This is a genomic window from Dactylosporangium thailandense (assembly GCF_059739745.1).
Genome location: NZ_AP029195.1, coordinates 5,302,070 through 5,324,907, shown reverse-complemented (window position 1 = coordinate 5,324,907; position 22,838 = coordinate 5,302,070). Strand labels below are relative to the sequence as shown.

Annotated in this window: 19 protein-coding genes; 11 read left to right on the top strand and 8 right to left on the bottom strand. The window is 72.4% G+C overall.

Annotation, left to right across the window (positions count from 1 at the left end):
* Positions 1–13 precede the first annotated feature (13 nt).
* Positions 14–1,111, top strand: coding sequence for a Gfo/Idh/MocA family protein (locus AC6JBM_RS23135; RefSeq protein WP_497985661.1), 1,098 nt, complete (start codon positions 14–16; stop codon positions 1,109–1,111).
* 149 nt (positions 1,112–1,260) lie between these two features.
* On the opposite strand, the gene AC6JBM_RS23130 is transcribed toward AC6JBM_RS23135, so the two are convergent.
* From AC6JBM_RS23130 to AC6JBM_RS23105, 6 genes are all read right to left on the bottom strand, one after another.
* Positions 1,261–2,916, bottom strand: a complete 1,656-nt coding sequence (locus tag AC6JBM_RS23130) for a cellulase family glycosylhydrolase (protein ID WP_497985660.1) — start codon at positions 2,914–2,916, stop codon at positions 1,261–1,263.
* Between the two features lie 132 nt (positions 2,917–3,048).
* Entirely contained in the window at positions 3,049–5,439 is a 2,391-nt protein-coding gene (locus tag AC6JBM_RS23125) for an FtsX-like permease family protein (RefSeq protein ID WP_497985659.1), read from the bottom strand.
* The gene (locus tag AC6JBM_RS23120) at positions 5,436–6,164 is read right to left on the bottom strand and encodes an ABC transporter ATP-binding protein (protein WP_497985658.1); all 729 of its coding nucleotides are present in this window, start codon (positions 6,162–6,164) and stop codon (positions 5,436–5,438) included. Before AC6JBM_RS23120 ends, AC6JBM_RS23125 begins: the two co-directional genes overlap by 4 nt.
* Before the next feature lie 115 nt (positions 6,165–6,279).
* Positions 6,280–6,942, bottom strand: a complete 663-nt coding sequence (locus AC6JBM_RS23115; protein WP_497985657.1) for a response regulator — start codon at positions 6,940–6,942, stop codon at positions 6,280–6,282.
* Positions 6,939–8,117, bottom strand: a complete 1,179-nt coding sequence (locus AC6JBM_RS23110; protein ID WP_497985656.1) for a sensor histidine kinase — start codon at positions 8,115–8,117, stop codon at positions 6,939–6,941. Before AC6JBM_RS23110 ends, AC6JBM_RS23115 begins: the two co-directional genes overlap by 4 nt.
* Before the next feature lie 48 nt (positions 8,118–8,165).
* Positions 8,166–8,906 carry an SDR family oxidoreductase gene (locus tag AC6JBM_RS23105; RefSeq protein ID WP_497985655.1) on the bottom strand — a complete coding sequence of 247 codons (741 nt, stop codon included), beginning with the start codon at positions 8,904–8,906 and terminating at the stop codon, positions 8,166–8,168.
* Between the two features lie 28 nt (positions 8,907–8,934).
* Between AC6JBM_RS23105 and AC6JBM_RS23100 the strand changes: the two genes are divergently transcribed.
* Positions 8,935–9,513 (top strand): TetR/AcrR family transcriptional regulator, encoded by a 579-nt coding sequence (locus AC6JBM_RS23100; protein ID WP_497985654.1) that lies wholly within the window; start codon positions 8,935–8,937, stop codon positions 9,511–9,513.
* Positions 9,514–9,528: 15 nt separating this feature from the next.
* On the opposite strand, the gene AC6JBM_RS23095 is transcribed toward AC6JBM_RS23100, so the two are convergent.
* Positions 9,529–10,491: an SDR family oxidoreductase gene (locus AC6JBM_RS23095; RefSeq protein WP_497985653.1), complete on the bottom strand. Its 963-nt coding sequence runs from the start codon at positions 10,489–10,491 to the stop codon at positions 9,529–9,531.
* 85 nt (positions 10,492–10,576) lie between these two features.
* Between AC6JBM_RS23095 and AC6JBM_RS23090 the strand changes: the two genes are divergently transcribed.
* Both AC6JBM_RS23090 and AC6JBM_RS23085 read left to right on the top strand, forming a co-directional pair.
* Positions 10,577–11,410 carry a helix-turn-helix transcriptional regulator gene (locus AC6JBM_RS23090; RefSeq protein WP_497985652.1) on the top strand — a complete coding sequence of 278 codons (834 nt, stop codon included), beginning with the start codon at positions 10,577–10,579 and terminating at the stop codon, positions 11,408–11,410.
* 9 nt (positions 11,411–11,419) lie between these two features.
* A complete protein-coding gene (locus AC6JBM_RS23085) occupies positions 11,420–11,848 on the top strand; it encodes a hypothetical protein (protein ID WP_497985651.1) in 429 nt (142 codons plus the stop codon).
* Between the two features lie 39 nt (positions 11,849–11,887).
* On the opposite strand, the gene AC6JBM_RS23080 is transcribed toward AC6JBM_RS23085, so the two are convergent.
* Positions 11,888–12,631 carry a FadR/GntR family transcriptional regulator gene (locus AC6JBM_RS23080; protein WP_497985650.1) on the bottom strand — a complete coding sequence of 248 codons (744 nt, stop codon included), beginning with the start codon at positions 12,629–12,631 and terminating at the stop codon, positions 11,888–11,890.
* 246 nt (positions 12,632–12,877) lie between these two features.
* Here AC6JBM_RS23080 and AC6JBM_RS23075 point away from each other — a divergent pair, with 246 nt between their 5' ends.
* The 7 genes from AC6JBM_RS23075 (at position 12,878) to AC6JBM_RS23045 (ending at position 22,817) form a co-directional block, all read left to right on the top strand.
* Positions 12,878–13,915 carry a 2-hydroxyacid dehydrogenase gene (locus tag AC6JBM_RS23075; RefSeq protein WP_497985649.1) on the top strand — a complete coding sequence of 346 codons (1,038 nt, stop codon included), beginning with the start codon at positions 12,878–12,880 and terminating at the stop codon, positions 13,913–13,915.
* A complete protein-coding gene (locus AC6JBM_RS23070) occupies positions 13,912–15,279 on the top strand; it encodes an ABC transporter substrate-binding protein (RefSeq protein ID WP_497985648.1) in 1,368 nt (455 codons plus the stop codon). The genes AC6JBM_RS23075 and AC6JBM_RS23070 overlap by 4 nt, the downstream gene beginning before the upstream one ends.
* Entirely contained in the window at positions 15,279–16,283 is a 1,005-nt protein-coding gene (locus tag AC6JBM_RS23065; RefSeq protein ID WP_497985647.1) for a carbohydrate ABC transporter permease, read from the top strand. Before AC6JBM_RS23070 ends, AC6JBM_RS23065 begins: the two co-directional genes overlap by 1 nt.
* Positions 16,280–17,212 (top strand): carbohydrate ABC transporter permease, encoded by a 933-nt coding sequence (locus AC6JBM_RS23060; protein WP_497985646.1) that lies wholly within the window; start codon positions 16,280–16,282, stop codon positions 17,210–17,212. Before AC6JBM_RS23065 ends, AC6JBM_RS23060 begins: the two co-directional genes overlap by 4 nt.
* 5 nt (positions 17,213–17,217) lie before the next feature.
* A complete protein-coding gene (locus tag AC6JBM_RS23055) occupies positions 17,218–19,254 on the top strand; it encodes a glycoside hydrolase family 31 protein (RefSeq protein WP_497985645.1) in 2,037 nt (678 codons plus the stop codon).
* Positions 19,251–20,099, top strand: coding sequence for an NAD-dependent epimerase/dehydratase family protein (locus AC6JBM_RS23050; protein ID WP_497985644.1), 849 nt, complete (start codon positions 19,251–19,253; stop codon positions 20,097–20,099). The genes AC6JBM_RS23055 and AC6JBM_RS23050 overlap by 4 nt, the downstream gene beginning before the upstream one ends.
* A gap of 63 nt (positions 20,100–20,162) precedes the next feature.
* On the top strand, positions 20,163–22,817 hold the full coding sequence (locus tag AC6JBM_RS23045) for a glycosyl hydrolase family 28-related protein (RefSeq protein WP_497985643.1): 2,655 nt from the start codon (positions 20,163–20,165) through the stop codon (positions 22,815–22,817).
* The last annotated feature ends 21 nt before the right edge of the window (positions 22,818–22,838 follow it).

Sequence of the window (22,838 nt, the reverse complement as noted above, 5' to 3'; positions counted from 1 at the left end):
GGAGCAGTACAGCATGACAAGCAATCCGATTCGCGTCGGCATCATCGGTGCCGACACACAAGCGAGCTGGGCCGGTGCGTCGCACATCCCCGCGCTCGCGGCGCAACCGCAGTTCACCCTCGCGACGGTGGCGACCCGGCACGCGGACAGCGCCCGGCGCGCTGCCGAGACCTTCGGCGCCGGGCGCTGGTTCGCCGATCCCCTCGCGCTCATCCACGAGCCGTCGATCGACCTCGTCACCGTCGCGGTCAAGGTCCCGGCGCACCGCGAGCTCGTGCTCGCGGCCCTCGCGGCGAACAAAGCCGTCTACTCGGAGTCCCCGCTCGGCGCGACCCTCGCGCAGACGGAGGAGATGGCGGCCGCGGCCGGTGCACTGCACACGGCAATCGGCCTGCAGGGCCGGCTGAACCCCTCGGTACGCCGCGCGGCCGAGATCATCGCCCAGGGCCGGCTCGGCCGGCTGCTCTCGGCCCGGGTCGCCGCGACGACCTTCGGCAACGGCCCGGAGTCGACGAGCGCATACGAGTACTTCGACAAGGCGGCGGCCGGGGCCGGCTTCCTGCCGATCGCGGCGGGGCACGTGCTGGATGTGGTCGAGGCGGTCCTCGGCGACATCACCGAGATCGACGCGCGCACCGAACTCCTCTGGCCCCGGGTGAAGCTGGTGGACACCGGTGCGACGTCCGTCCGGGAGGTCCCGGACCACCTCGACGCCATCGTCAAGACCGCATCCGGCGCCCCGGCCGGGGTGCAGATCCTGGCCGGCGTGCCCGTGCCCGATGCCCACTTCAGCCTGGAGGTCCGCGGATCGGACGGCTGGCTGAAGCTGACCGGCAACCACCCCGCGGGCGTCCAGGTCGGCGACCTCACACTCTCGTCCAATGTGGACTTCACGGCACCCGACCGCCCCGTCGCCACCGGCACCGGCACCGGCCCCACCGCCGCCGAGATCTGGACGGGCGCGTCCATCAACGTGGGCGAGGTCTACGCCAGCCTGGCCCGCGACATCACGAACGGGACCCACCACACCCCCGGATTCCAGCTCGCCGTCCACAACGGCCGCCTGATCGCGCGAGTGGAACAGGCCGCCAGAACCGGCGTCCGGCACTGATGCGGCGGACCAGGCCGCCGGCCTCGAGCGCGTCGCTGACAACCTCGCCGCTGTCAGGCGGGGACCGCAATCGGTGCTCGACGACTTCAACGCCGAGGCCCGGCGCGGCCGACCGCGAGGGTCGGCCGCACCGGGCCCGTGAGGGTTGATCAGGCGGTGCAGGTCAGCGTGGGGACGGCGTTCGTACCGCTCCACGTGCCCGTGAACCCGAACTCGGTCGAGCCGTTCGCGGGGATCGTGCCGTTGTACGCCGCGTTCGTGACCGTCACCGCGGAGCCGGACGTGCTCAGCGTGCCGTTCCAGAGCTGGCCGATGGTCTGGCCGTTGGCGAACGTCCACTTGACCGTCCACTTGGAGATGGCCGAGGTGCCGGCCTTCACCGTCACCGAGCCCTGGAACCCGCCCGGCGAGCCCGGCCACTGGCTCGTGACCGTGTACGTCGCGGTGCAGGCCCCCGTCGCCGGCGGCGGCGAGCTGGTCGGCGGCTGCGAGCTCGTCGGCGGGCGGGAGCTGGTCGGCGGGTTGGAGGTGGGGCCGCCGGTCGATCCGCCGCCCCCGGCGGGTGGGTTGAGGTACGGGCCGATGATGTTCATCTTCGCCTGGTTGACCGTGTTCCAGTCGTCGCCGACGATGCCGCCGGTGTCGCCCGAGTCGGGGTTCCAGGACCAGTACGTGAACGACATCCCGTTCGTGCCGGTGCCCATGTACGCCATCAGCTTCGTCATCCACTGGGTGTCCAGCGGGTTGGCGAGGGTGCTGCCGAACTCGCCGACGAGGATCGGGGCGACGTTCTGCTTGTACAGGTAGCCCCAGAAGTGGTCCCACACGTCGGGCAGGTTGTTCGGGAAGTTCGAGTCCTTGAACCACGGCTGGCGGTCGTACACCGAGATGCCGTAGTCGTGGGCCGAGTACACGAGCCGGTTGGCGACGTTGAGCCGCACGGGGTACGTGCCCGCCTTCGACAGGTTGCCGCCCCACCAGTCGCAGGCCATCGGGTCGTCGGGGATGTTGTCGTACGGGTTCGGCGAGCCGCCGTTGCCGTCGCAGCTGACGCCCTCGACGAAGATGAGCCAGTTGGAGTTGGTGCCGAGGATCGCGTTGCCGATGCGCTCGGCGGCCAGGCGCCAGTCCTTCGTAGTGTCGCCGCAGCCCCAGCAGGAGCCGGTGCCGTTGGGCTCGGTCCCGTCGGCGTGCGGCTCGTTGAACAGGTCGGCGCCGACGACCGTCGGGTTGTTCGCGTACCGCGTCGCCAGCATCTGCCAGTCGGCGATCTCGCTGGCCTCGGTCGCGGTCCCGCTGTACCAGAGCGCGGTCTGGCCGGAGGCGGTCGGGCGGTGGCGGTCGAGGATGATGCGCATCCCCTTGCCGCCCGCGTAGTTGATGACCTTGTCCAGGATCTGCAGCGGGGACAGCCCGATGAGGTCCGGGTTGGTGTCGGTGTTGATGCTCGTGGCGGTCGCCCCCGAGCGCAGCGAGTCGCCGGTGTACGGCACCCGGATCGTGTTGAACCCGAGCTGCGCCATGTGGTCGATCTGCTGCGTCCAGCTCGCCGGCTTGCCCGCCCACAGCCCGTGGAAGGTGTGGTTGTCGGTCTCCATGCCGAACCAGTTGATGCCGGTCAGCCGGACGGTCGCGCCGGTCGAGTCGACGATCTTGTTGCCGCTGGTGTGCAGGTATCCGGTGCCGGTGCCGGCGGATGCGGTTCCGGCGTTGAGCGTAACGGCGACGAGCGCGGTGGCCGCGACGGCGGCCAGGGCCACCGCGCCCCCGACAGCCCCGCGCGTCCTGATACGTCTGAGACCCACAGGGTCACACTCCGTTCCGTGACGACGTTCGTTCGCGCATCGTTTGCCGCTGGCACGATCGGCGTCAATGCGTGGGGTGCGGGGGCGGCCCCACAGGCGCGTACGGACCTGAAACTTTCCGGTCAGGCCTCGTCAGTCCTCGACCGCCAGGCTTTCGGCGATCGGCTGCCGCACGGCGCGGCGGGCCGGCAGGACCGCGGCGGCCAGCGCGGCGAGCACGGCCACGCCGAGCAGGATGCCGAGCCGGTCCCAGGGCATCACCAGGGACAGTCCCGAGCCGTGCATCTCGATGGCGCCGAGCACCGACAGGGCGATGGCGACGCTCGCGGCGACCCCGATCACGGTGCCGGTGAGGGCGAGGACGAGCGCCTCCGCCGCGAGGGTCAGCCGCAGCTCGCGCCGGGTCAGGCCGACCGCGCGGAGCAGGGCGTTCTCCCGGGTGCGCTCGACCACGGACAGGGTGAGGGTGTTGGCGACGCCGATGAGCGCGATGACCACGGCGAGGGCGAGCAGGGCCGTGACGACCTCGAGGCCCTGGTTGAGCTGGGCGTTGAGGCGTTCGACGTACTGCTCGTGGTCGTAGGCGACCGCGGCCGGGAACGCGTTCAGGGTGCGGTCGATCGCGGCGCGGGCGTCGGCCTTGCTGACCCCGGCGGCCGGGTCGAGCTGCACCTCGGCCAGGCGCGGATCGTCGAACACGGCGGTGATGTCCTCGGCGGTCAGCCACACGGTGCGGGTGCCGGGCACGACCGACGCCACGGTGAACGGGCGGCCGTGGATGGTGACGGTGCCGCCGGCCGCGACCCCCAGATCGGCGGTGACGTCCGCGGCGCCCGGCCGCGGCGCGCCGGTGTGCACCTCCAGGCCGGCGCCCTGGTCGTAGGTCTCGTACCGGGGCCGGAACCCGGCGAGCTGCGGCTGCCGCCGCAGTGCGTCGAGCAGCCCGGCCGGCAGGAACCCGAAGTCGGCGGAGTCGGTGACCAGGAACTGGGCGCGCAGCTTGGCGTCGGCCCGGCGCTCGGCCGGGGCCTCGGCGCTCTTGGCGATGAGGGTGAAGGTGCCGACCAGGGTCACGCCGACGACGAGCGCGTTGGTGGTGGTCGCGATGCGGCGCGGGTTGCGCACGGCGTTGCGCAGCGCGAGGGCGACGGTGGCCCCGCCGAGCGCGCCGAGCGGCCGGCCGGCGAGGCGCACCACAGCCGGTACGACCACCGGGCTCAGCAGTAAAAACCCGGCGATCGTCAGCAGGGTCCCGGCGACCGTCACCTCGGTGCGCCCGGCCGCCGTCGCTCCGGCGAGGCCCGCGAGCCCGGCGGCGACGGCGAGCACCCCGAAGACCCGGCGGACCCGGCCGGTCGGGCGGGCGACCTGCACGGCGGCGTCGGACAACGCGACGACAGGAGCCACGGTCGTACCGCGCCGGGCCGGCAACAGCGCCGCCAGCACGGTCACCCCGACGCCCACGCCGAGCGCGACGAGCACCGTCTTGAGCGAGATCAGCGGGTCGACGCGGACCTCGACCAGCACCGGAAGCCCGAACGCGACCAGCGTGCCGAGGGCGAGGCCGAGCCCGGACCCGCCGAGCCCGATGACCGCGGCCTCCAGCACCACGGACCGGAACACCTGCCGACGGGTCGCGCCCACGAGGCGCAGCAGGGCGACCTCCCGCGTGCGCTGGGCGAGCACGATGGTGAACGTGTTCGCGATGACGAACGCGGCCATGGCCACGGCGATGACCGCGAAGCCGAGCAGCCCGGTGCGGAACGTGTTCGCGTTGCCCACGGCCTCGTTCTGCGCCTGGTGTACCAGCTGATCGTGCGCCGTCGCCCGGACGCCGACGGCCGCGGAGATCCGGGCGGCGAGCTCCTTGTCGGGCACGCCGTCGGCGGCGTCGACGATCACGGTGGTCGACGGGTAGCCGGCCAGGGCCTCGACGTCGGCGCTCGTCAGGACGAGCAGGGCGCCGTCGCTGTCGAACGGGCCCCTCGCCGCCGCGGTCAGGCCGACGACGGTGTAGGTCGCGGCGTCCCCGCCGACGTTGCTGACCATCACCCCGTCGCCGATGCGCAGGTGCTCGCGGGCGGCGGTGTCCTCGTCGAGGGCGACCTCGCCGTGGGCGGACGGGAGCCGGCCTTCGGTGGCCGTGAGGGAGCGCAGGTGCTCGTCGGCGGCGACGTTGACGGCCCGGTGCTCGCCGCGGATCTTCCGGCCGTCGGCGGCGGCGAGGCCGAGGAAGTACAGCTGCCAGGTGGGCTCGGCGGCGCGGACGCCGGGGACCTGCCGGACCCGTCCGGCCAGGTCCACGGACTCGTCGGCCCGGACACTCCCGTCCGGCTCGACCTGCACGTCGACGTTGCGGTACTGCTCGGCGGCGCGGCCGGTCATCGCGGCGGCGAGCCCGTCGGTGAACATGAGGCTGCCGCAGACGAACGCGACGCCGAGGACCACGGCGAGCGACGAGAGCAGCGAGCGGGTGAGGTTGGCGCGGGCGGTGCGCAGGGTCAGCCGGAGCACGGCGGTCACCGGGCCCGGTCGAGGCGGGCCAGCGTGGCGACGATCGCCTCGGCGGTGGGGTCCTCGACGGCGGCGGCGTACCGGCCGTCCTGCAGGAACGCGACCCGGTCGCAGTGCGCGGCGGCGTGCAGGTCGTGGGTCACCATCACCACCGTCTGGCCGAGCAGGGCCACCGCGTCGCGCAGCAGGCCCAGGACCTCGGCGCCGGAGCGGGAGTCGAGGTTGCCGGTCGGCTCGTCGGCGAAGACCACCCACGGCCGGGTGATCAGCGCCCGGGCGACCGCGACCCGCTGCTGCTGGCCGCCGGACAGCTCCGACGGGCGATGACCGAGCCGGTCGGTCAGCCCGACGGCCGCCACCACCCGCTCGAACCACGCGTGGTCGGCCCGGCGCCCGGCGATCGTCAGCGGCAGCAGGATGTTCTCCCGCGCGGTCAGTACCGGCAGCAGGTTGAACCGCTGGAACACGAAGCCCACGTGGTCGCGGCGCAGCCGGGTCAGCCGCTCGTCGTTGAGCGTCGTGAGGTCGGCGTCGCCGATGCGCACGGCGCCGCTCGTGGGCCGGTCGAGGCCGGCGAGGCAGTGCAGCAGCGTCGACTTGCCGGAGCCGGACGCGCCCATGATGGCGTGGAACCGGCCCTCCGCGAAGGTGACGTCGACGCCGTCGAGCGCGGTGACGGCGGTGTCGCCGTGGCCGTACACCTTGCTGAGTCCGGCCGCCTGCAGCGCTGGCACGATGGTGCTCCCGTTCGTCGAGGATCCGTGATCCCGACGCTAGGCAGCGCCGCGGGGCGGGGCGTCCACCGTGATGCTGGTTCGCCGCGTACGACTCAGGTCGTACGGCTGCGACTCAGGTATCGCCGCCGGGGCGCACCAGGCCCGACTCGTAGGCGAAGACCACCGCCTGCACCCGGTCCCGCAGGCCCAGCTTGGCCAGGATGCGCCCGACGTGGGTCTTGACCGTCGCCTCCGCGACGTGGAGCCGGCCGCCGACCTCGGCGTTGGACAGCCCCTGCGCGACCAGCAGCAGGACCTCCTGCTCGCGGTCGGTCAGGTCGGGCGTCGCCGCCGGGTCCGAGGTCTGCGGCCCGAGCCGGCCCGCGAAGCGGTCGAGCAGCCGCCGGGTCACCCGCGGCGCCACCACGGCCTCGCCGCCGGCCACGACCCGGATCGCGGACAGCAGCTCCTCCGGCGGCACGCTCTTGAGCAGGAAGCCGCTCGCCCCGGCCTGCAGCGCGGCGAACGCCTCCTCGTCGGTGTCGAACGTGGTCAGGACGAGCACCCGCGGGGTCGGGCCGGCCGCGCAGATCCGCCGGGTCGCGGCGACCCCGTCGAGCACCGGCATCCGCAGGTCCATCACGACCACGTCGGCGTCGGTGTCGCGCAGCAGCCGCAGCGCCTCGGCACCGTCCCCGGCCTCGCCGACGACGGTGATGTCCGGCTGGTAGTCGAGCACCATGCGGAACCCGGCGCGCACGAGCTGCTGGTCGTCGACGAGCACCACCCGGATCACGCGCTGACCGCCTCGGCCGCGAGGGGGATGCGGGCCCGGACGCGCCAGCCGCCGCTCAGCGACGGGCCCGCGTCGAAGGTGCCGCCGTAGAGCGTGGCGCGCTCGCGCATGCCGACGAGCCCGTGGCCGCCGCCCGGGGACGCGGCCGCGCCGGTGCCGGAGTCGGTGACCTCCAGCTCGACGGCGCCGGGCCGGTAGGCGATGCGGACGGTCGCGGCCGGGGCCGGGCCGGCGTGCTTCAGCGTGTTCGTGAGCGACTCCTGCACGATGCGGTAGACGGCGAGCGCGACGCCGCCGGGGACCTCGGGCGGTACACCTTCCACGTGAAGCTCGACGTCGACACCGGCGGTGCGGACCCGGGCCACGACGGAGGCGACGGCGTGGTCCCGGCTCAGCTCGTCGTCGGAGTCCCCGCGCAGGATCTGCACGAGGTGCCGGATCTCCTCCAGCGCGTCGCGGCCGGTCGCGCCGATCGTGCGCAGCGCCTCCCGGGCCCGCGCGGGGTCGTGGTCGAACGCGTACTGCCCGCCGTTGGCCTGCAGCACGATCACCGACAGCGAATGGGCGACGATGTCGTGCAGCTCCCGCGCGATCCGGGCCCGCTCCTCGGCCACCGCGATCCGGGTCTGCTGCGCCCGCTCCCGCTCGGCGTGCCCGCGCCGCTCGGCCGCCGTCGCCCGCTGCTGGCGGGCGAACCGCACACTCAGCGCGGCCGCCCACACCACGGCCGCGTAGCCCAGCAGGCCGAGCAGCGACCGCCCGAGACCCCACAGGTCGACCGGCGCCCAGCCGCCCTCGAACGGGGGCCGCGCCTCGAGCAGCACGACCGCGAGGAGCAGCACGGCGAGCGCGCACCCCACCGCCGTGCGCAGCGACCGGGCGTGCGCGAGGGCGGCGTGCGTGGCCACGGCGAGCGCGACGAGCAGCATGCCCTCGTGCAGGTGCGTGCCGTGCACCATCACCGGGGCCGCGGCGGCGGAGAGCACGACCACGACGGCGAGCACGGCGATCGGCCGGCGGCGGCGCCACAGCAGCGCGACGCCGACGAGCCCGCCGTAGAGCAGCCCGCCGATGCGGAACTGGTGCCACCACCAGGTCGACAGCGCGACGACCGAGGCGGACACCACCAGATCGGCGAGAAGCCCCGGGTCGAGGCGCCGCGAGAGGAACGACATACCGCGAGGATAGTGACGCTGCGTCATGCCGGCCGGATCGGCGCGGGATCAGCCCTGGCGGGTCGGGCGGATGGTCAGGTCGCCGATCTCGACGTCGTCGGGCTGGTCGATCGCGAAAGCGATCGCGCGGGCCACGGCCAGCGGGTCGATGCCGAGGTCGGCCATGTGCTGGCGGGCCTGCTCCCGTGCGGCGGGATCGTCGACGGCGTTGTCGATGAGCTCGGTGCGCACGTAGCCGGGGGAGATCGACGTCGTGCGCAGGACGCCGTCGGTGCTCTCCTGCCGCAGGCCCTCCAGGAGGGTGCGGACCGCGTTCTTCGTGCCCGCGTACACGGCCTGGGTCGGCACGATCTTCAGGCCGGAGGTGGAGACGACGGTGACGAGGTGGCCGCGGCCCTGGCGCCGGAACACCGGCAGGGCCGCGGCGATGCCGTGCAGGATGCCCTTCACGTTGACGTCGACCATCGCCATCCAGCCCGCGACGTCGAGCTCGGCGACGGGGCCGATCCGGGTCATGCCCGCGTTGCCCACGAGGACGTCGAGGCGGCCGAACCGCTCGACGGCGGCGGCGACGAGCGCCGCCATGTCGCCGGGGTCGGTGACGTCCACGCGAACGGCCGCCGCCCGGCCGCCCGATGCCTCGATCTCGGCGACGAGCCGGTCGAGGCGGTCGGTGCGGCGGGCGCCGAGCACGACGGGCGCGCCGAGCGAGGCCAGGTGGCGCGCGGTCGCCTCGCCGATGCCGCTGCTGGCCCCGGTGATGGCGACGACCTTGCCGTGGATGGCCATGGGGATCCCCCTTGCCTAGAGTGGACACATGTCCGGTTACTCCGACTCTAGCGGACACGTGTCCGGTTCGGCACGTCGCGCCGACGCCCAGCGCAACCGGGAGCGGATCCTGCGGGCGGCGCGCGACCTCGTGCACGAGCCGGGGGAGCTGCGGCTCAACGCGGTCGCGAAGGCCTGCGGGATCGGGCAGGGGACGCTGTACCGGCACTTCCCGACCCGCGAGGACCTGCTCGCCGAGGTCTACCGCCGCGAGGTGGACGAGCTCGTGGCCGCGGCCCCACGGCTGCTCGCGGCGCACGAGCCGCTCGGCGCGCTCGCGGCGTGGTTCGAGCGGGTGGCCGCCTACGCCCGGGTCAAGCGCGACGTGTTCGCCGCGGTCGAGGCGTCGGTGTGGCGCGACCTCGCGACCCACAGCCTCGGCCCGATCGGCGAGGCGGTCGAGCTGCTGCTGGCCGCGGGGCGCTCGGCCGGCACCGTGCGCGGCGACGCCGAGGCCCGGGACGTGATCGTGCTCATCAGCTGGCTGTCGCGGCTGGACGACGCCGAGCTCGACGCGCGCGCCCCGCGCCTGCTGTCGATCCTCGTCGACGGGCTCCGCGCCCGGTGACCCGCGCCGGGGCCGTCAGCCGTCGGTCACGGGCGGCGCGTCGGGGAAGACGCAGCGGGTGAGCCGCTCCGACGCCTGCCAGACGCGGGCGGCCTCGGCCTCGCCGCGCAGGCGCGAGTACAGCTCCTGCTCGGCCGGCGGGCCCGCGAGGTGCTGGAAGCCGCTCGGGGCGTACATCCGGGCGCCCCGCGCGTCCGGGGACGTCGCGGCGTACAGGGCCGGGAGCGCGGCGGACTCGGGCGTGCCGACGAGGATGCCGAGGTTGCCGAGGGTGCGGACGACGCGGCCGCCCAGGGTGGGGCTGGGCCGGCCCGCGTCGGGCTGGGCCTGCAGGAGGTTGGTCGCGGCGACGCCGGGGTGGGCGAGGTTGCTCGTGATGCCCCAGGCGGCCGCCCGGCTGCGGCGGTCCAGCTCGAGGCCGAAGAGGCCGAAGGCGATCTTCGACTGGCTGTAGGCGCGCATGCCGTCGTACGAGCGCTCCCAGTTGAGGTCGTCCCAGTTGATGGCGTTCTGGTTCGCCGCGACGCTGATCTGGGACGTGACGGTCGCGTGGCCGGCGCGCAGCAGGGGGAGCAGGTGGCCCACGAGGGCGAAGTGGCCCAGGTGGTTCGTGCCGAACTGCAGCTCGAACCCGTCGGCGGTCTCGCGGCGGGCCGGGGGCGTCATCACGCCGGCGTTGTTGACGAGGATGTGGATGGGGCGGTTGTCGTCGCGCAGCCGCGTGGCCAGGGCGGCCACCGAGTCCAGCGAGGACAGGTCGAGGTCGCGCAGGGTGAGGGCGGCGTGCGGGTACGACTGCCGGATCCTGGCGATCGCCGCCTCGCCCTTGTGCCGGTTGCGCACCGGCATGATGACCTCGGCTCCGGCGGCCGCCAGGCGGGTCGCGAGGCTGAGGCCGACGCCGTCGCTGGCGCCGGTGACGACGGCGAGCCTGCCGGTGAGGTCGGGGACGGTGATGTCGGGCTGTCTGCGTGCCATGTGCCCAGGCTGCACGGGTTCCGCGGGCGCATCCACGGCCTGACGATCCCAGGCTGCGGTGCGGCGGCGGTGGTACAACGAACTGGTGATCGATCGAGCCGGGCTCGCCGAGTTCCTGCGGCGTCGGCGGGCGGCGCTGCAGCCCGAGGACGTCGGCCTGCCGCGCGGGCAGCGGCGCCGCACCAGCGGGCTGCGCCGCGAGGAGGTGGCCACGCTGTGCCACATCTCCGCCGACTACTACAGCCGGCTCGAGCGCGAGCGCGGGCCGCACCCGTCCGAGCAGATGATCGCCTCCATCGCCCAGGGGCTGCACCTGTCCCGCGACGAGCGCGACCACCTGTTCCGCCTCGCCGGGCACCACCCGCCGACCCGGAGAACGCGGAGCGAGCACATCGGCCCGGGCCTGCTGCGCATCTTCGACCGGCTCGCCGACACGCCCGCCGAGATCGTCACCGAGCTCGGCGAGACGCTGCGGCAGACACCGCTCGGGGTCGCGCTGACCGGCGACCAGACCCGGTACACGGGGCCGGCCCGCAGCATCGGCTACCGGTGGTTCACCGACCCGGCGTGCCGGGCGCGGTACCACCCCGACGACCACGCGACCCACGCCCGCGTCTTCGCCTCCGGGCTGCGCCGGACGGTCACGCTGCGCGGGCCGGGCTCGCACGCCGCGCACCTGCTGCAGCTGCTGCTCGCCGGCAGCGAGGAGTTCCGCCGCGTCTGGGACCAGCACGAGATCGGCGTGGGGTACAGCCACGAGAAGCGGTTCCTGCACCCCGAGGTCGGCGTCGTCGAGGTCGCCTGCCAGGCGCTGCTCGACCCGGACCAGGGGCACTCCCTGCTGGTCTACACCGCCGTGCCCGGCAGCGAGAGCTACGAGAAGCTGCGGCTGCTGTCCGTCATCGGCGCCGGCTTGTAGGGTGACCGGATGACGCGAGCGAGGTCGTCCGTCCTCCTGTCGGCCGCTGCCGCCGGGTGGTGGCTGGCCTCGCAGTTGCTCTTCCCGCCCGTGGCGGCCGGCGTCGGCGGCGCGGTGGTCGTGACCGGGTTCGCGATCGGGGCCGTGCTGCTGCTCGGCGCCCGCCGCGGTGGCCATGTCCGGGACTCGGTGCCGGCCGCGCTCGGCGTCGCCGTCCTCACGCCGCTGCTGATCTTCGCGCTCGTCACGGTGCTGTCCGCCTACGGCCCGGCGTGGGTCATTCCGGACCTCGTGCCCATGGCGCTGTCCCCCGCCGACGACCTGGCCAACAGTCGCATCGAGCTGCAGGATCCGTACGTCGCCCTGCTGCCCCTGGTCGCGCTCGCGGCCCTGGCCCTGGGCGGATCGGGCCTGCTGCGCCGGCGGTCTTCCCGGTAGCTCGGACAGCCGCCTCCGTTTGGCGGGACGCGATCGCGCCTACACCTCCGCGGGAGAGAAGGCGGTGGACCAGTTGCCCAGTGCGCGTTCGGCCTCGTTCTGGGCCTCGACGATCAGCTGGCGGGCGGTCTGCTCGATGGCGGGGTCGGAGGTCATGATGGCCTGGACGAGTTGGCGGTGGAGCAGCAGCCCGCGGCGCATCGCCTCGACGACGGGGAACACCAGCGTCTCGCGGGTGCGCACGGCGCTGGCGATGACGCTGCTGAGGCACGCGAACATGCTGTTGCCGGAGAACTCCAGCAAGGCCAGGTGGAAGTCGATGTCGGCGGCGGTGAACGTGTGGGTGTCGCGCTCGTCGAGCGCCACGTACATGGCGTCGATCGCCTTGGTCAGCCGGGCGAGGTCGTGTGGCGTGGCCCGGTCGGCGGTCATCCGGGCCGCGAGCGGCTCGACCGCGAGGCGCATCGCGTACAGCTCGGCGACCTGTTCGTCGCGCTTGTTGCTGGCCAGGCGCCAGGCGATCACCTTGGAATCGAGGTAGTTCCAGGCGGAAGGGTCCGCGACCCGTGTGCCGATCTTGGGCCGGGCGACGAGCAGACCCTGAGACTGCAGGGTTCGGAACGCCTCACGCAGCACCGGCCGGGAGACCTGCAGTTCCTCGGCCAGGCGCTCGGGGGAGACCGGCGAGCCGGGTGCGATGCGGCCGGTGACGATCTCCTTGCCGAGGTGCTCGACCACCCGGTCGTACAGGCGATCGCCAGAGGGTGCGTCGATGTCGCGCACGCTTCGCCTTCCTACGCGCCAATAATCTGATCAAACAGTACACCACGGGTCTTTGTGGCGCCGACAGCCTATCCGGTCGAAGTTGCTGTGCCCATTCGCCATGTGGCTCGGGAGTCTGCTGCCTGGATGGAGCCGGTCGGGCTCGGGTCGGACGTTGGGCGGTGAATCTTGACACCTACAGGGCTGGGCAGTTTAATCTGACTTTAACGCGATCGTTCGGCGTCGCTTACAGACAGGAGACGCAAGGTGCACGTGGTCGTAGCCGATCCCATGCAGATACGGCTGTCACAGCAGCTGACGGCGGCGGTGGGGGAGGGCGTGTCCTGGGACTTCGGCGGGTCGTACCGCCCCGGCGCCCTGCGGGGACTGCTGACTGCGGCCGATGTCTACGTCGGGTCGCAGCTGCCCGCCGCCGAGGCCGCGGACGCGGCGGCGCTCCGGCTGGTGCAGGTGGCCGGGGCCGGCTTCGAGGGCATCGACGTGACCGGCCTCCGGCCCGGCGCGATCGTCGCGAACACGCTGCACCACGGCCGGGCCATCGCCGAGTACTGCGTCATGGCCCTGCTGGCCCTCAGCCGCCAGCTGTTCGTGGAGGACCGCGCGCTGCGGGCGGGCCGCTGGCGGTCGGTGTTCCAGGACCCCGATGCGCCGGTGCACGAGACGGTGCTGGGCAAGACCGTCGGCATCGTGGGCTTCGGCGAGATCGGCCGGCACGTGGCGATGCTGTGCGACGCGCTGGGCATGCGGGTGATCGCGACCCGCCGGCGGCCCGGATCCACGCCGAGTGCCCCGGCGGCCTGGATCGGCGGACCGGACGAGTTGCCCCGGTTGCTGCGCGACAGTGACGTCGTGGTCGTCACCGTCCCGCTCAGCGCCGAGACCGCCGGCCTGCTCGACGCCGGGATGCTCGCCCATCTTCGTCCGACCGCGTTCCTGGTCAACGTCTCCAGAGGGCCGGTCGTCGACGAGGCCGCGCTCTACAACGCACTCGTCGACGGCCGGCTCGCCGGTGCCGCGATCGACGTCTGGTGGCGCTATCCGCGCTCCGGCGTACACGGTGTGCCCGCCGGCCTGCCGTTCCACGACCTCACCAATGTGATCATGACGCCGCACACGTCCGGGGTCACCAACGACGTCTTCATCAGCCGGATGCAGGACGTCGCCGCGAACATCCGCGCCCTGCGTGACGGGACGCAGCTGCGCAACGTCGTGTACCGGAGCCCGCTGGACCCTGCCGGAGCTCCTGCTGAAACACCCCACCTGCCTGCTGGAGGAATCCGATGACGAGAGTGCCGACCCGCGCCTTCGCGGGCGTCTTAGCGCTGAGTCTTGCCGCCGCCGGTGCGGCATGCTCGTCGGCCGAGCCGCAGAGCGGCGGCAGCACCACCATCACCGTGATGGGCATCCCGCCCACCACCAAAGCCGCCGCGCGACAGACCTACCTCGACCAGGTGGCCGCGTTCGAGAAGGCGAACCCGGCCATCCACATCCAGACCACCGACGCCGCCTTCGACGCAACCGCCTACATCACGCAGCTGGCCGGCGGCACGGCACCGACGATGCTGCTGGTACCGCTGACCGAGCCCGCCGGCCTGATCGCCCGGCACCAGGTCGCGGACCTTTCCACGGCGGCGAAGGACATGCCCGTGTACGGGCAGTTCGACCCGCGCGTCCTGGAGAACCTCAAGGACGCCTCCGGCAAGCTGTACGGCATCCCCACCAGTGAATACGCGCTCGGTCTCGTCTACAACCGGTCCCTGTTCAGCAAGGCCGGCCTGGACCCCGACCGGCCGCCCACGACCTGGGACGAGGTCCAGGCGTACGCCAAGCAGATCACCGAGCGCACCGGGGTGCCCGGGTTCGCCGAGATGACCGTCAAGAACAACGGGGGGTGGCGCCTGACCGCGGCGACGTACTCCCGCGGCGGCGCCATGGAGGCACAGCAGGACGGCAGGTTCACGGCCACTGTCAACAACCCGCAGGCGGTGGCGCACCTGACCCAGCTCAAGAAGATGCGCTGGCAGGACCAGTCGATGGGAACCAACCAGCTTCTCAACTACAACGACGTGAACAGCGGGTTCGCCGCCGGGAACTTCGCGATGATCATCTCCGATCCCGGCTACTACACCAGCTACATCAACCAGTTCAAGGGCGATCCGGCGAGCTTCGGTGCCGGCGCGTACCCGCAGGCCGGCGGCAACGCCACCCTGGTCGGCGGCCAGGCGGTGATGGTCAGTCCGAAGGCCACCGCGGCTCAGCGCGCCGCCATCCTCAAGTGGACCGACTTCTACTATCTGCGGCCCCAGTACGATCCGGCGGCGGGCGCCGAACGGGCGAAGTCCAACAAGGAGTCCGGGATTCCGGTCGGCGTGCCGACCGTCGCCCTGTTCAACACCGACGTCCAGCAGAAGATCGCCGACGCGATCAAGCCCTCCGTCACGGTCGACCCGAAGAACTTCGCGCCGTTCGTCTCCGGGACGGCCACGCTGCAGTACAAACCGGAACCCCCGGTCGCCGCGCAGTCGCTGTACGCGAGTCTGGACACCGCCGTGCAGGCGGTGCTGACCCGCCAGGACGCCGATCCGGCGACCGAACTGGCCACCGCGCAGAAGTCGGCGACCACGATCGTCCAGCAAGCCCAGCAATGATGACCTCCACCTCTGCCTCCGATCTCCGGGATGGTGCCTGGTCCCGGCGCCGGGACCAGGCCGCCACCCCCGCCCCGCCGGACGGCTCGGCCGGGCCGCCGCCGGGCGCCCGCCCGCGGCCGCGCCGCAACGGCCGGGTGCGCCGGCACTCCCCGCTGGCCGCGTGGCTGTTCCTGACGCCGGCGCTGCTGGCCTTCGGCTACTTCTCCTGGTGGCCGATCGTCAAGAGCGTGCTGCTGAGCCTGCAGCAGACGAACTTCGTCGACCCGCCCCGATGGGTGGGACTGGACAACTTCCGGCACGTGCTGGCCGACCCGCTGCTACTCACCGCGATCGTCAACACCGTCAAGTTCGGCGCGCTGACCATCCTGATCGGCTTCCCGCTGCCGCTGCTGCTCGCGATCGTCATGTCGGAGCTGCGCCGGCTCGGCGGCCTGTTCCGGGTCCTGGTCTACCTGCCGGTGATCATGCCGCCGGTCGTTTCGATCCTGCTGTGGAAGTTCTTCTACGACCCCGACCACGGCCTGTTCAACTCGGTCCTCGGACACCTCGGACTCGGACCGGCCCCGTGGCTGCAGACCAAGGCATCGGCACTGCCCAGCCTGGTGCTGCTGATCGTGTGGGAGAGCACGGGCAGCACTGTCCTGCTGTACCTCGCGTCGCTGTCCGGGATCCCCGGTGAGCTGTACGAGGCGGCCGAGGTCGACGGTGCCTCCGTCCGGCGCCGGGTCTGGCACATCACACTGCCGCAGCTGCGGGGCATGATGCTCATCCTGTTGCTGCTGCAGATCATCGGCACGCTGCAGATCTTCAGCGAGCCCTTCGTGATGACCGACGGCGGCCCGGAGAACTCCACCGTCACCGTCATCTATCTCATCTACCGCGATGCGTTCGTCAACGGCGACTTCGGCTCGGCCACGGCGCTGAGCGTCCTGCTGGCCGCGGCCCTCGCGGCGCTGTCCGCGGTGTACCTGCGGCTGACCCGACGGTGGAGTGCGACATGACCGGACAACTCAGCGAGGCGTCCCGCCCCGGCCGGCCCCGGCGCGTCACGAGCCGACCCGCCCGCGGCATCGTGTCGTCGGCCGATCGCAACAGTACGGGCACCCGGTGGGGCCTACTGGTGACCCAGGCCCTGCTGCTGACCGGGGTCGCGGCCGCCGCGCTCGTGCCCTTCTGGTGGCTGGTCAAGGGATCGGTCTCCGGGACCCAGGAGCTGATCGGGGACCCGACCCGGCCGTGGCCGGGCGCACTGCACTGGAGCAACCTGAGCAGCGCCTGGAACGAGCTCGAGGTCGGCCACTACCTGGTCAACACGGTGATCTACGCGACCGGCTCCTGCGCCGCCCAGGTGCTCGTCGCCACCACGGCCGGCTACGCCCTGTCGATCCTGCGGCCCCGGTTCGGGTCGCTCGTCTACGGGGCGATCCTCGCGACATTGTTCCTGCCGGGGACGGTGACGCTCGTGGCCCTGTACCTCACCGTCACCGACCTGCCCGGGTTGCACGTGTCGATCGCCAACGGCCCGCTGGCCATCTGGCTGCCGGCCGGCGCGCACGCGTTCAACGTGCTGATCGCGAAGCAGTTCTTCGACGTGCTACCCCGCGAACTGTTCGACGCCGCGGCCACCGACGGCGCGGGAGCCGTTCGTACCTTCTGGTCCATCGTGCTGCCGATGTCGCGCCCGGTGGTCGCCGCGATCGCCATCCTGTCGCTGATGGCGGCCTGGAAGGACTTCCTCTGGCCCCTGGTCGCCATGACCGATCCGGCCAAGCAGCCGCTCTCGGTGGCCCTGCCCCGCCTTGCCACGTACTCCGACCAAGCCATGCTGATCGCCGGTCTGCTGATCTCCACCCTCCCGCCGCTGGTCGTGTTCGCCATCTTCCAGCGACACATCGTGCGCGGCATCGGATTCAGCGGATTGAAGGGATGATGACGATGCCCACCGCCCAGCCGCCCGCCCTCCAACCGCGCCTCACGGTCGCGTGCGAGATCGAGTCCGGCCTGCAGATCCGGTCCGGCCGGCAGGTCACCCTCATCCAGCCCTGGGGGCCTGACGCTCTGCGCGTGCGCAGCGCGCTCGGGGCGGTCCAGGCCGGGGCCAAGCCCGGGGCGCTGCACGACCAACCTCCGGGAAGCACCGCCGACATCGTGATCGGCGCCGATGGGTCGGCGACGGTCACCAACGGTGCGATCCGGGCCGTGGTCGACCGCCGAGGCACCATCACCTTCACCGACGCGCACTCCGGCGCCGAACTCCTCGGCGAGCAGGAGCAGTGGCTGCAGAGCGTGCCGCCGCGGCACCTGCGGCCGTCGGGCGGCGAGCTCTGCCGGATCACCGCGACATTCCGGGCGTACGCGGGGGAGAAGCTCTACGGACTCGGGCAGCACCAGCACGGCCGGCTCGACCAGAAGGGCTGCGTCATCGACCTGGTCCAGCAGAACACCCAGATCGCCATCCCATTCGTGGTCTCCAGCCGTGGCTACGGGCTGCTGTGGAACAACCCCGGAGCCGGCCGGGTCGAACTCGGCCACACCAACACCCGGTGGATCGCCGAGGGCGCCCGGGAGCTGGACTACTGGATCGTGGCCGGCCCGACCGTGGCCGGCACGCTGAGCCGCTACGCCGACCTCACCGGCCACGCACCCGCCTACCCCGACTGGGCCACCGGGTTCTTCCAGTCGCGGCTGCGCTACGACAACCAGCAAGAGCTGCTCGACGTGGTGCACGAACACCTGGGCCGGGGGCTGCCGCTGTCCGTGATCGTGATCGACTTCCTGCACTGGAGCTTCCACGGCGACTGGCGGTTCGACCCGCAGCGCTGGCCGGATCCCGCCGGGATGGTCGCCCACCTGCGCGAGCTCGGTGTCGAGGTGGTCGTCTCGATCTGGCCCACGGTCAGCGAACGCAGCTCCAACTACGCCGAGATGCAGCGGCAGGGGATGCTCCTGCACAGCGACGAGCTCTCGATCGCGTCCCGGTTCGTGGACGTCGGGCACTCCGGCCCGGCGTTCCTGCACTACTACGACCCGAGCAACCCGCAGGCCCGCGCATACGTCTGGGACCAGATCCGCGCCGGGTACTACGACTTGGGCATCCGCGGCTTCTGGCTGGACGCCTGCGAGCCCGAGCTGGTGGCACCCGATCCTGCGCAGTGGCGCTACCACGCGGGCCCGGGTGTGGCGGTCGCCGGCCTGTACCCGCACTGGAACGCCCAGACGTTGCACGACGGCCTGGCCGGGGCCGGCGAGCCGGCCGCGCTCCTGCTCAGCCGCTCGGCGTGGGCCGGCTCCGCCCGCTACGGCGTGGCGATCTGGTCGGGGGACATCTCCGCGTCGTTCGAGGCGCTGCGGGCGCAGGTGCCGGCCGGGCTCAACGCCGGACTCAGCGGCATGCCGTGGTGGAGCTCGGACATCGGCGGCTTCGTCACCTGGGTCCCCAACACCGACCCGCAACTGCGTGAGCTGATCATCCGGTGGTTCCAGTTCCAGGTCTTCACGCCGCTGTTCCGGCTGCATGGGCACCGCCGGCCGGACCTCGAGGGCGAGGTGCTGCGCGGCGCCCCCAACGAACTGTGGTCCTTCGGCGACGAGGTCCTCGAGGCCGCCGCCGCGATGCTGCGGTTGCGCGAGGCGCTGCGCCCGTACATCGGGCAGCACATGGCCGAGGCCACCGCCCGGGGCATCCCGCTGATGCGTCCGCTGTTCCTGGACTTCCCCGACGATCCGGTGTCGTGGGAGGTCGACGACGAGTTCATGTTCGGCCCGGACATCCTCGCCGCGCCGGTCCTCGAGTACCGTGCGCGTGCGCGGTCCGTGTGGCTGCCCGGCGGCGTGGCGTGGATCGATCCGTGGACCGGACGCGAATACCAGGGCGGCCGGCAGGTCACGATCGACGTCCCGCTGGATCGGGCGGGGTTCTTCCTGCGCGGCGGATCGCCCGTCGCAACGGCCGTGGCCGAGGTGCTGCCGTGACCGGTCCGCGGCGCGGCGCAGATCGCGGGGCCGGTCGTGTTCTGGTCACCGGCGGGAGCGGCGCGATCGGCGCGGCGACCGCGACGGCGCTGCACCGAGCCGGACTCGAGGTGTCCACACTGGACGTCAGCGCCGCCGGCCCGGCCCCGCACATCCGGCACGTCCGTTGCGACGTACGAGACCTGGACGGGATGATCGAGGCACTGGCCGGAGCCGACGCGGTGGTGCACTGCGGCGGCCTGGCCAGCGACCGGGCCGGGCGCGAACACGACACGTTCTCGGTCAACGTCGCCGGCACCTGCACGCTGCTGCAGGCGGCGGTGCGCGCCGGAGTACGCCGCGTGGTGTACATGTCGAGCATCAACGCCCTCGGCTGCGTCGGCGGCGGCCGCCCGGAGTACCTGCCCGTGGACGACGACCATCCGCACCGCCCCGCCTCGGCGTACCAGATCTCCAAGCACCTGGCGGAGGAGGCCTGCCGCCAGTTCGCCGGCCAGCACGGCCTCACCACGATCTGCCTGCGGCCCTGCTACGTCACCCACCCCGACGCCGGTCCCGTCTCGGCACGACCGGCCGGACCCGGCGCCGCGGACCTGTTCGCCTACCTCGACATCCGGGACCTGACCGCCGCGGTGCAGGCCGCGCTGACGGCCCCGCTCACCGGATTCCACGCCTTTCTGCTGGCCGCACCAGACCCGTGGGACGGCGCCGACCCGGCTCGCGTCGCGGCCGACTACTACCCGGACACCCCCTGGCGCCACCCGGCCCCGTCCCTTGTGGACTGCCGGCGCGCCGGAAACGAGCTCGGCTGGGCGGCCCGCCACCACCGTGTTGCCGCCCCGTGACCTGATCCAAGATCACGCACCTCTCGATCAGCTGACCGCACAGCAACGGAGGTACTCACCACCATGCCCCGCGACATCTCCCGACGTACCCTGCTCGGTGCCGCCGCCGCGGCCGCCGGCCTGACCGCCCTCGGCCGCCCCGCCTTCGCCGGTCTCCCGCCGGCCCGCCCCATGCCGGCGGCGGGCAACCTCACCCCCTCCGGCGCGGTGAGCAACCTGCCGGACTCCTTCTACGACCGGCCGGGGCTGGAGGGGATGCCCCGCATCGAGTACCAGAGCCTCCCGGTCGTCAACATCAGCGACCACGGCGCGGTCGGCGACGGCGTCACCTCGGCCGTTCCCGCCTTCAACGCGGCCCTCGCGGCGCTGCGGGCCCAGGGCGGCGGGGTCATGTACATCCCGCCCGGTCGCTACCTGTTCCCGGCTCCGGCTCTTCCCGGCAACAACTGGTGGTTCCAGAACGACATCCGCAACGTCCACTTCGTCGGTGAGGGCGAATCCAGCGTCCTGCTCTTCCATCGCCCGGTGATGACCCGCAACGGTCAGGAGGCGCCGCCCTACGCCAGCGGCCAGGCCTGGCAGTTCCAGACGGCCGTCGACGTCTCGCTGCGGGACCTCGCCTTCCAGTGGGCGCCGCTGAACCTGTTGCGGCACAACGCGACCGCGACCGCGCTGATCATCCGGGCACCGCAGGCGGTGCAGATCCTGCGGGTCACCGTCGACCACTGCCAGCCCGGCATCATCCTGCCCAACGCCCGGGACTGCTGGATGGTCGGCAACGTGATCCGCAACAGTGGCTCCGACGCGTTCAACTACGGCGGCGCGAACAACTGCGTCGCCGCGTACAACTGGGCCGAGTCCATCGGCGACGACGGCATCGCCAACTGGCACGACAGCACCCGCTACCCGGACAGCACGGCGATCGCCGACGTGCGCTACGTCCACAACACGATCATCAACGCCTGCTACGGCCGGGGGATGACCCTCGGCGGCGCCCGCCAGACCATCGCGTACAACTGGATCGAATCGACCATGGGGTGCGCGGTCTTCAGCGACATCACCACCACCAACCCGGCGACGCTGATGGACGCCGTCGTCCACGGCAACGACCTGATCCGCAGCGCCATGGAGATGCGGCCGGACAACCGCATCCTGCGCCCGGGCGGCGGGTTCCACGGGGCCGTGGCGTTCATCGACAAGGTCGCCACCCTGGGCATCACCGGCAACCGGATCCGGGGATCGCAGAGCAACGACATCGCCATCGGCATCGACAACTGGCTGCCGGTGAGCGCTTCGCGGGTCACCGTCACCGGCAACGAGCTGCTCGGCGCCGGCGGGGCCGGCGTCAGGCTCTCCCCGGCAACGGTCGTCGACGGCCTGGCCATCGAGCGCAACACGGTGCTGGAGAACGACGGGCCGAGCGTCTCGGTGGCCGGTTCGGCCGGCGGCGTGGTGAGCAGCGGGAACGTGGTCACCCGGCTGCCCGAGCTCGACGGCGGGACGGTCGACGGCGACCTGACCGGCTTCCAGGTCACGCAGCGGACCCCGTACCGGGATCCGTACGGGGAGCGGCGGAGCGAACCGAGCGAGACCGCGTGGCGGGAGCCCGCCGAGCGGTCCACCCGTGGGTTGCCGGTGGCGAACGTCCGCCGGTTCGGTGCCCGCGGCGACGGGAGCCACGACGACACGCCCGCCTTCCGGGCCGCCCTGGCCGCTCTTCCCCCGGGCGGCGGCGTCATCCACGTGCCGGCGGGCCGGTACCTGCTGCGTCCCGATCCGCGGCACTCCACCTTCCGCGACACCCGCATCGAGCACCACTTCGCCGTCGCCGAGCGTGACAACGTCCACATCGCCGGCACCGGCGACGACACCGAGATCGTGCTGTCGAGCGCCGACCACCAGGGCATCCGGTTCATCGGCGGGCACGGGTGCTCGGTGTCGCGGTTGCGCGTCACCCTGCCGCAGCGCCCGCAGCTGCGACACAACCGGGCGCTGATCGAGCTCAGCGGTGTCAAGGACTGTTCGGTGACCGACGTCGGGCTCAACGGTGCCAGCGGCGCGAACCTGCTCGTCGACACCGCCACGGGCGTGCTGGTGCGCGGCGTACGCACCGAGAACGCCAACATGTACGGCATCGACGTCGAGGCGAGCCGGCAGGTCCGGATCACCGGCTGCACGGCCGTGGCCAACCGGGACGGGGGCATCCAGATCGGCTACGCCGGCACGGTCTTCCGCGACGCCCAGTACGTCCGGGTCGACGCCAACACCGTCGACGGCGTCGCCGAGGGCGGCGGCATCCAGCTCAGCAGCGGCACCGGCATCGTCGTCAGCGGCAACACGGTCCGCAACACCTGCCAGGCCGGCGTCTACCTGTGGGGCCGATCGCCGCTCTTCCCGATGTACAGCGCCGACATCGTCCAGAACCACATCTCCGCCGCGTGCACCGGCGCCCTGTGCGTGACCCCCGGCGCGATCTCCATCCACAGCATCCGGGAGTCCGCCGGCACCGGCGAAGGGTTCTTCACCATCGCCGACAACACGATCAGCGACTCGCCGTTCTCGGGCGTCTGGGTCGGCGGCCAGTCACCCATCGGCAAGATGCTCTCGCAGATCAACACCCTCACCATCGCCCGCAACGTCCTGACCGGCGTCGGTGGCAGCCCAGTGCTGATCTACCCCGACCAGCAGGCCAAGATCGCCAACCTGATCATCGGCTGAGCCGAACGCACGAGGAGAGAC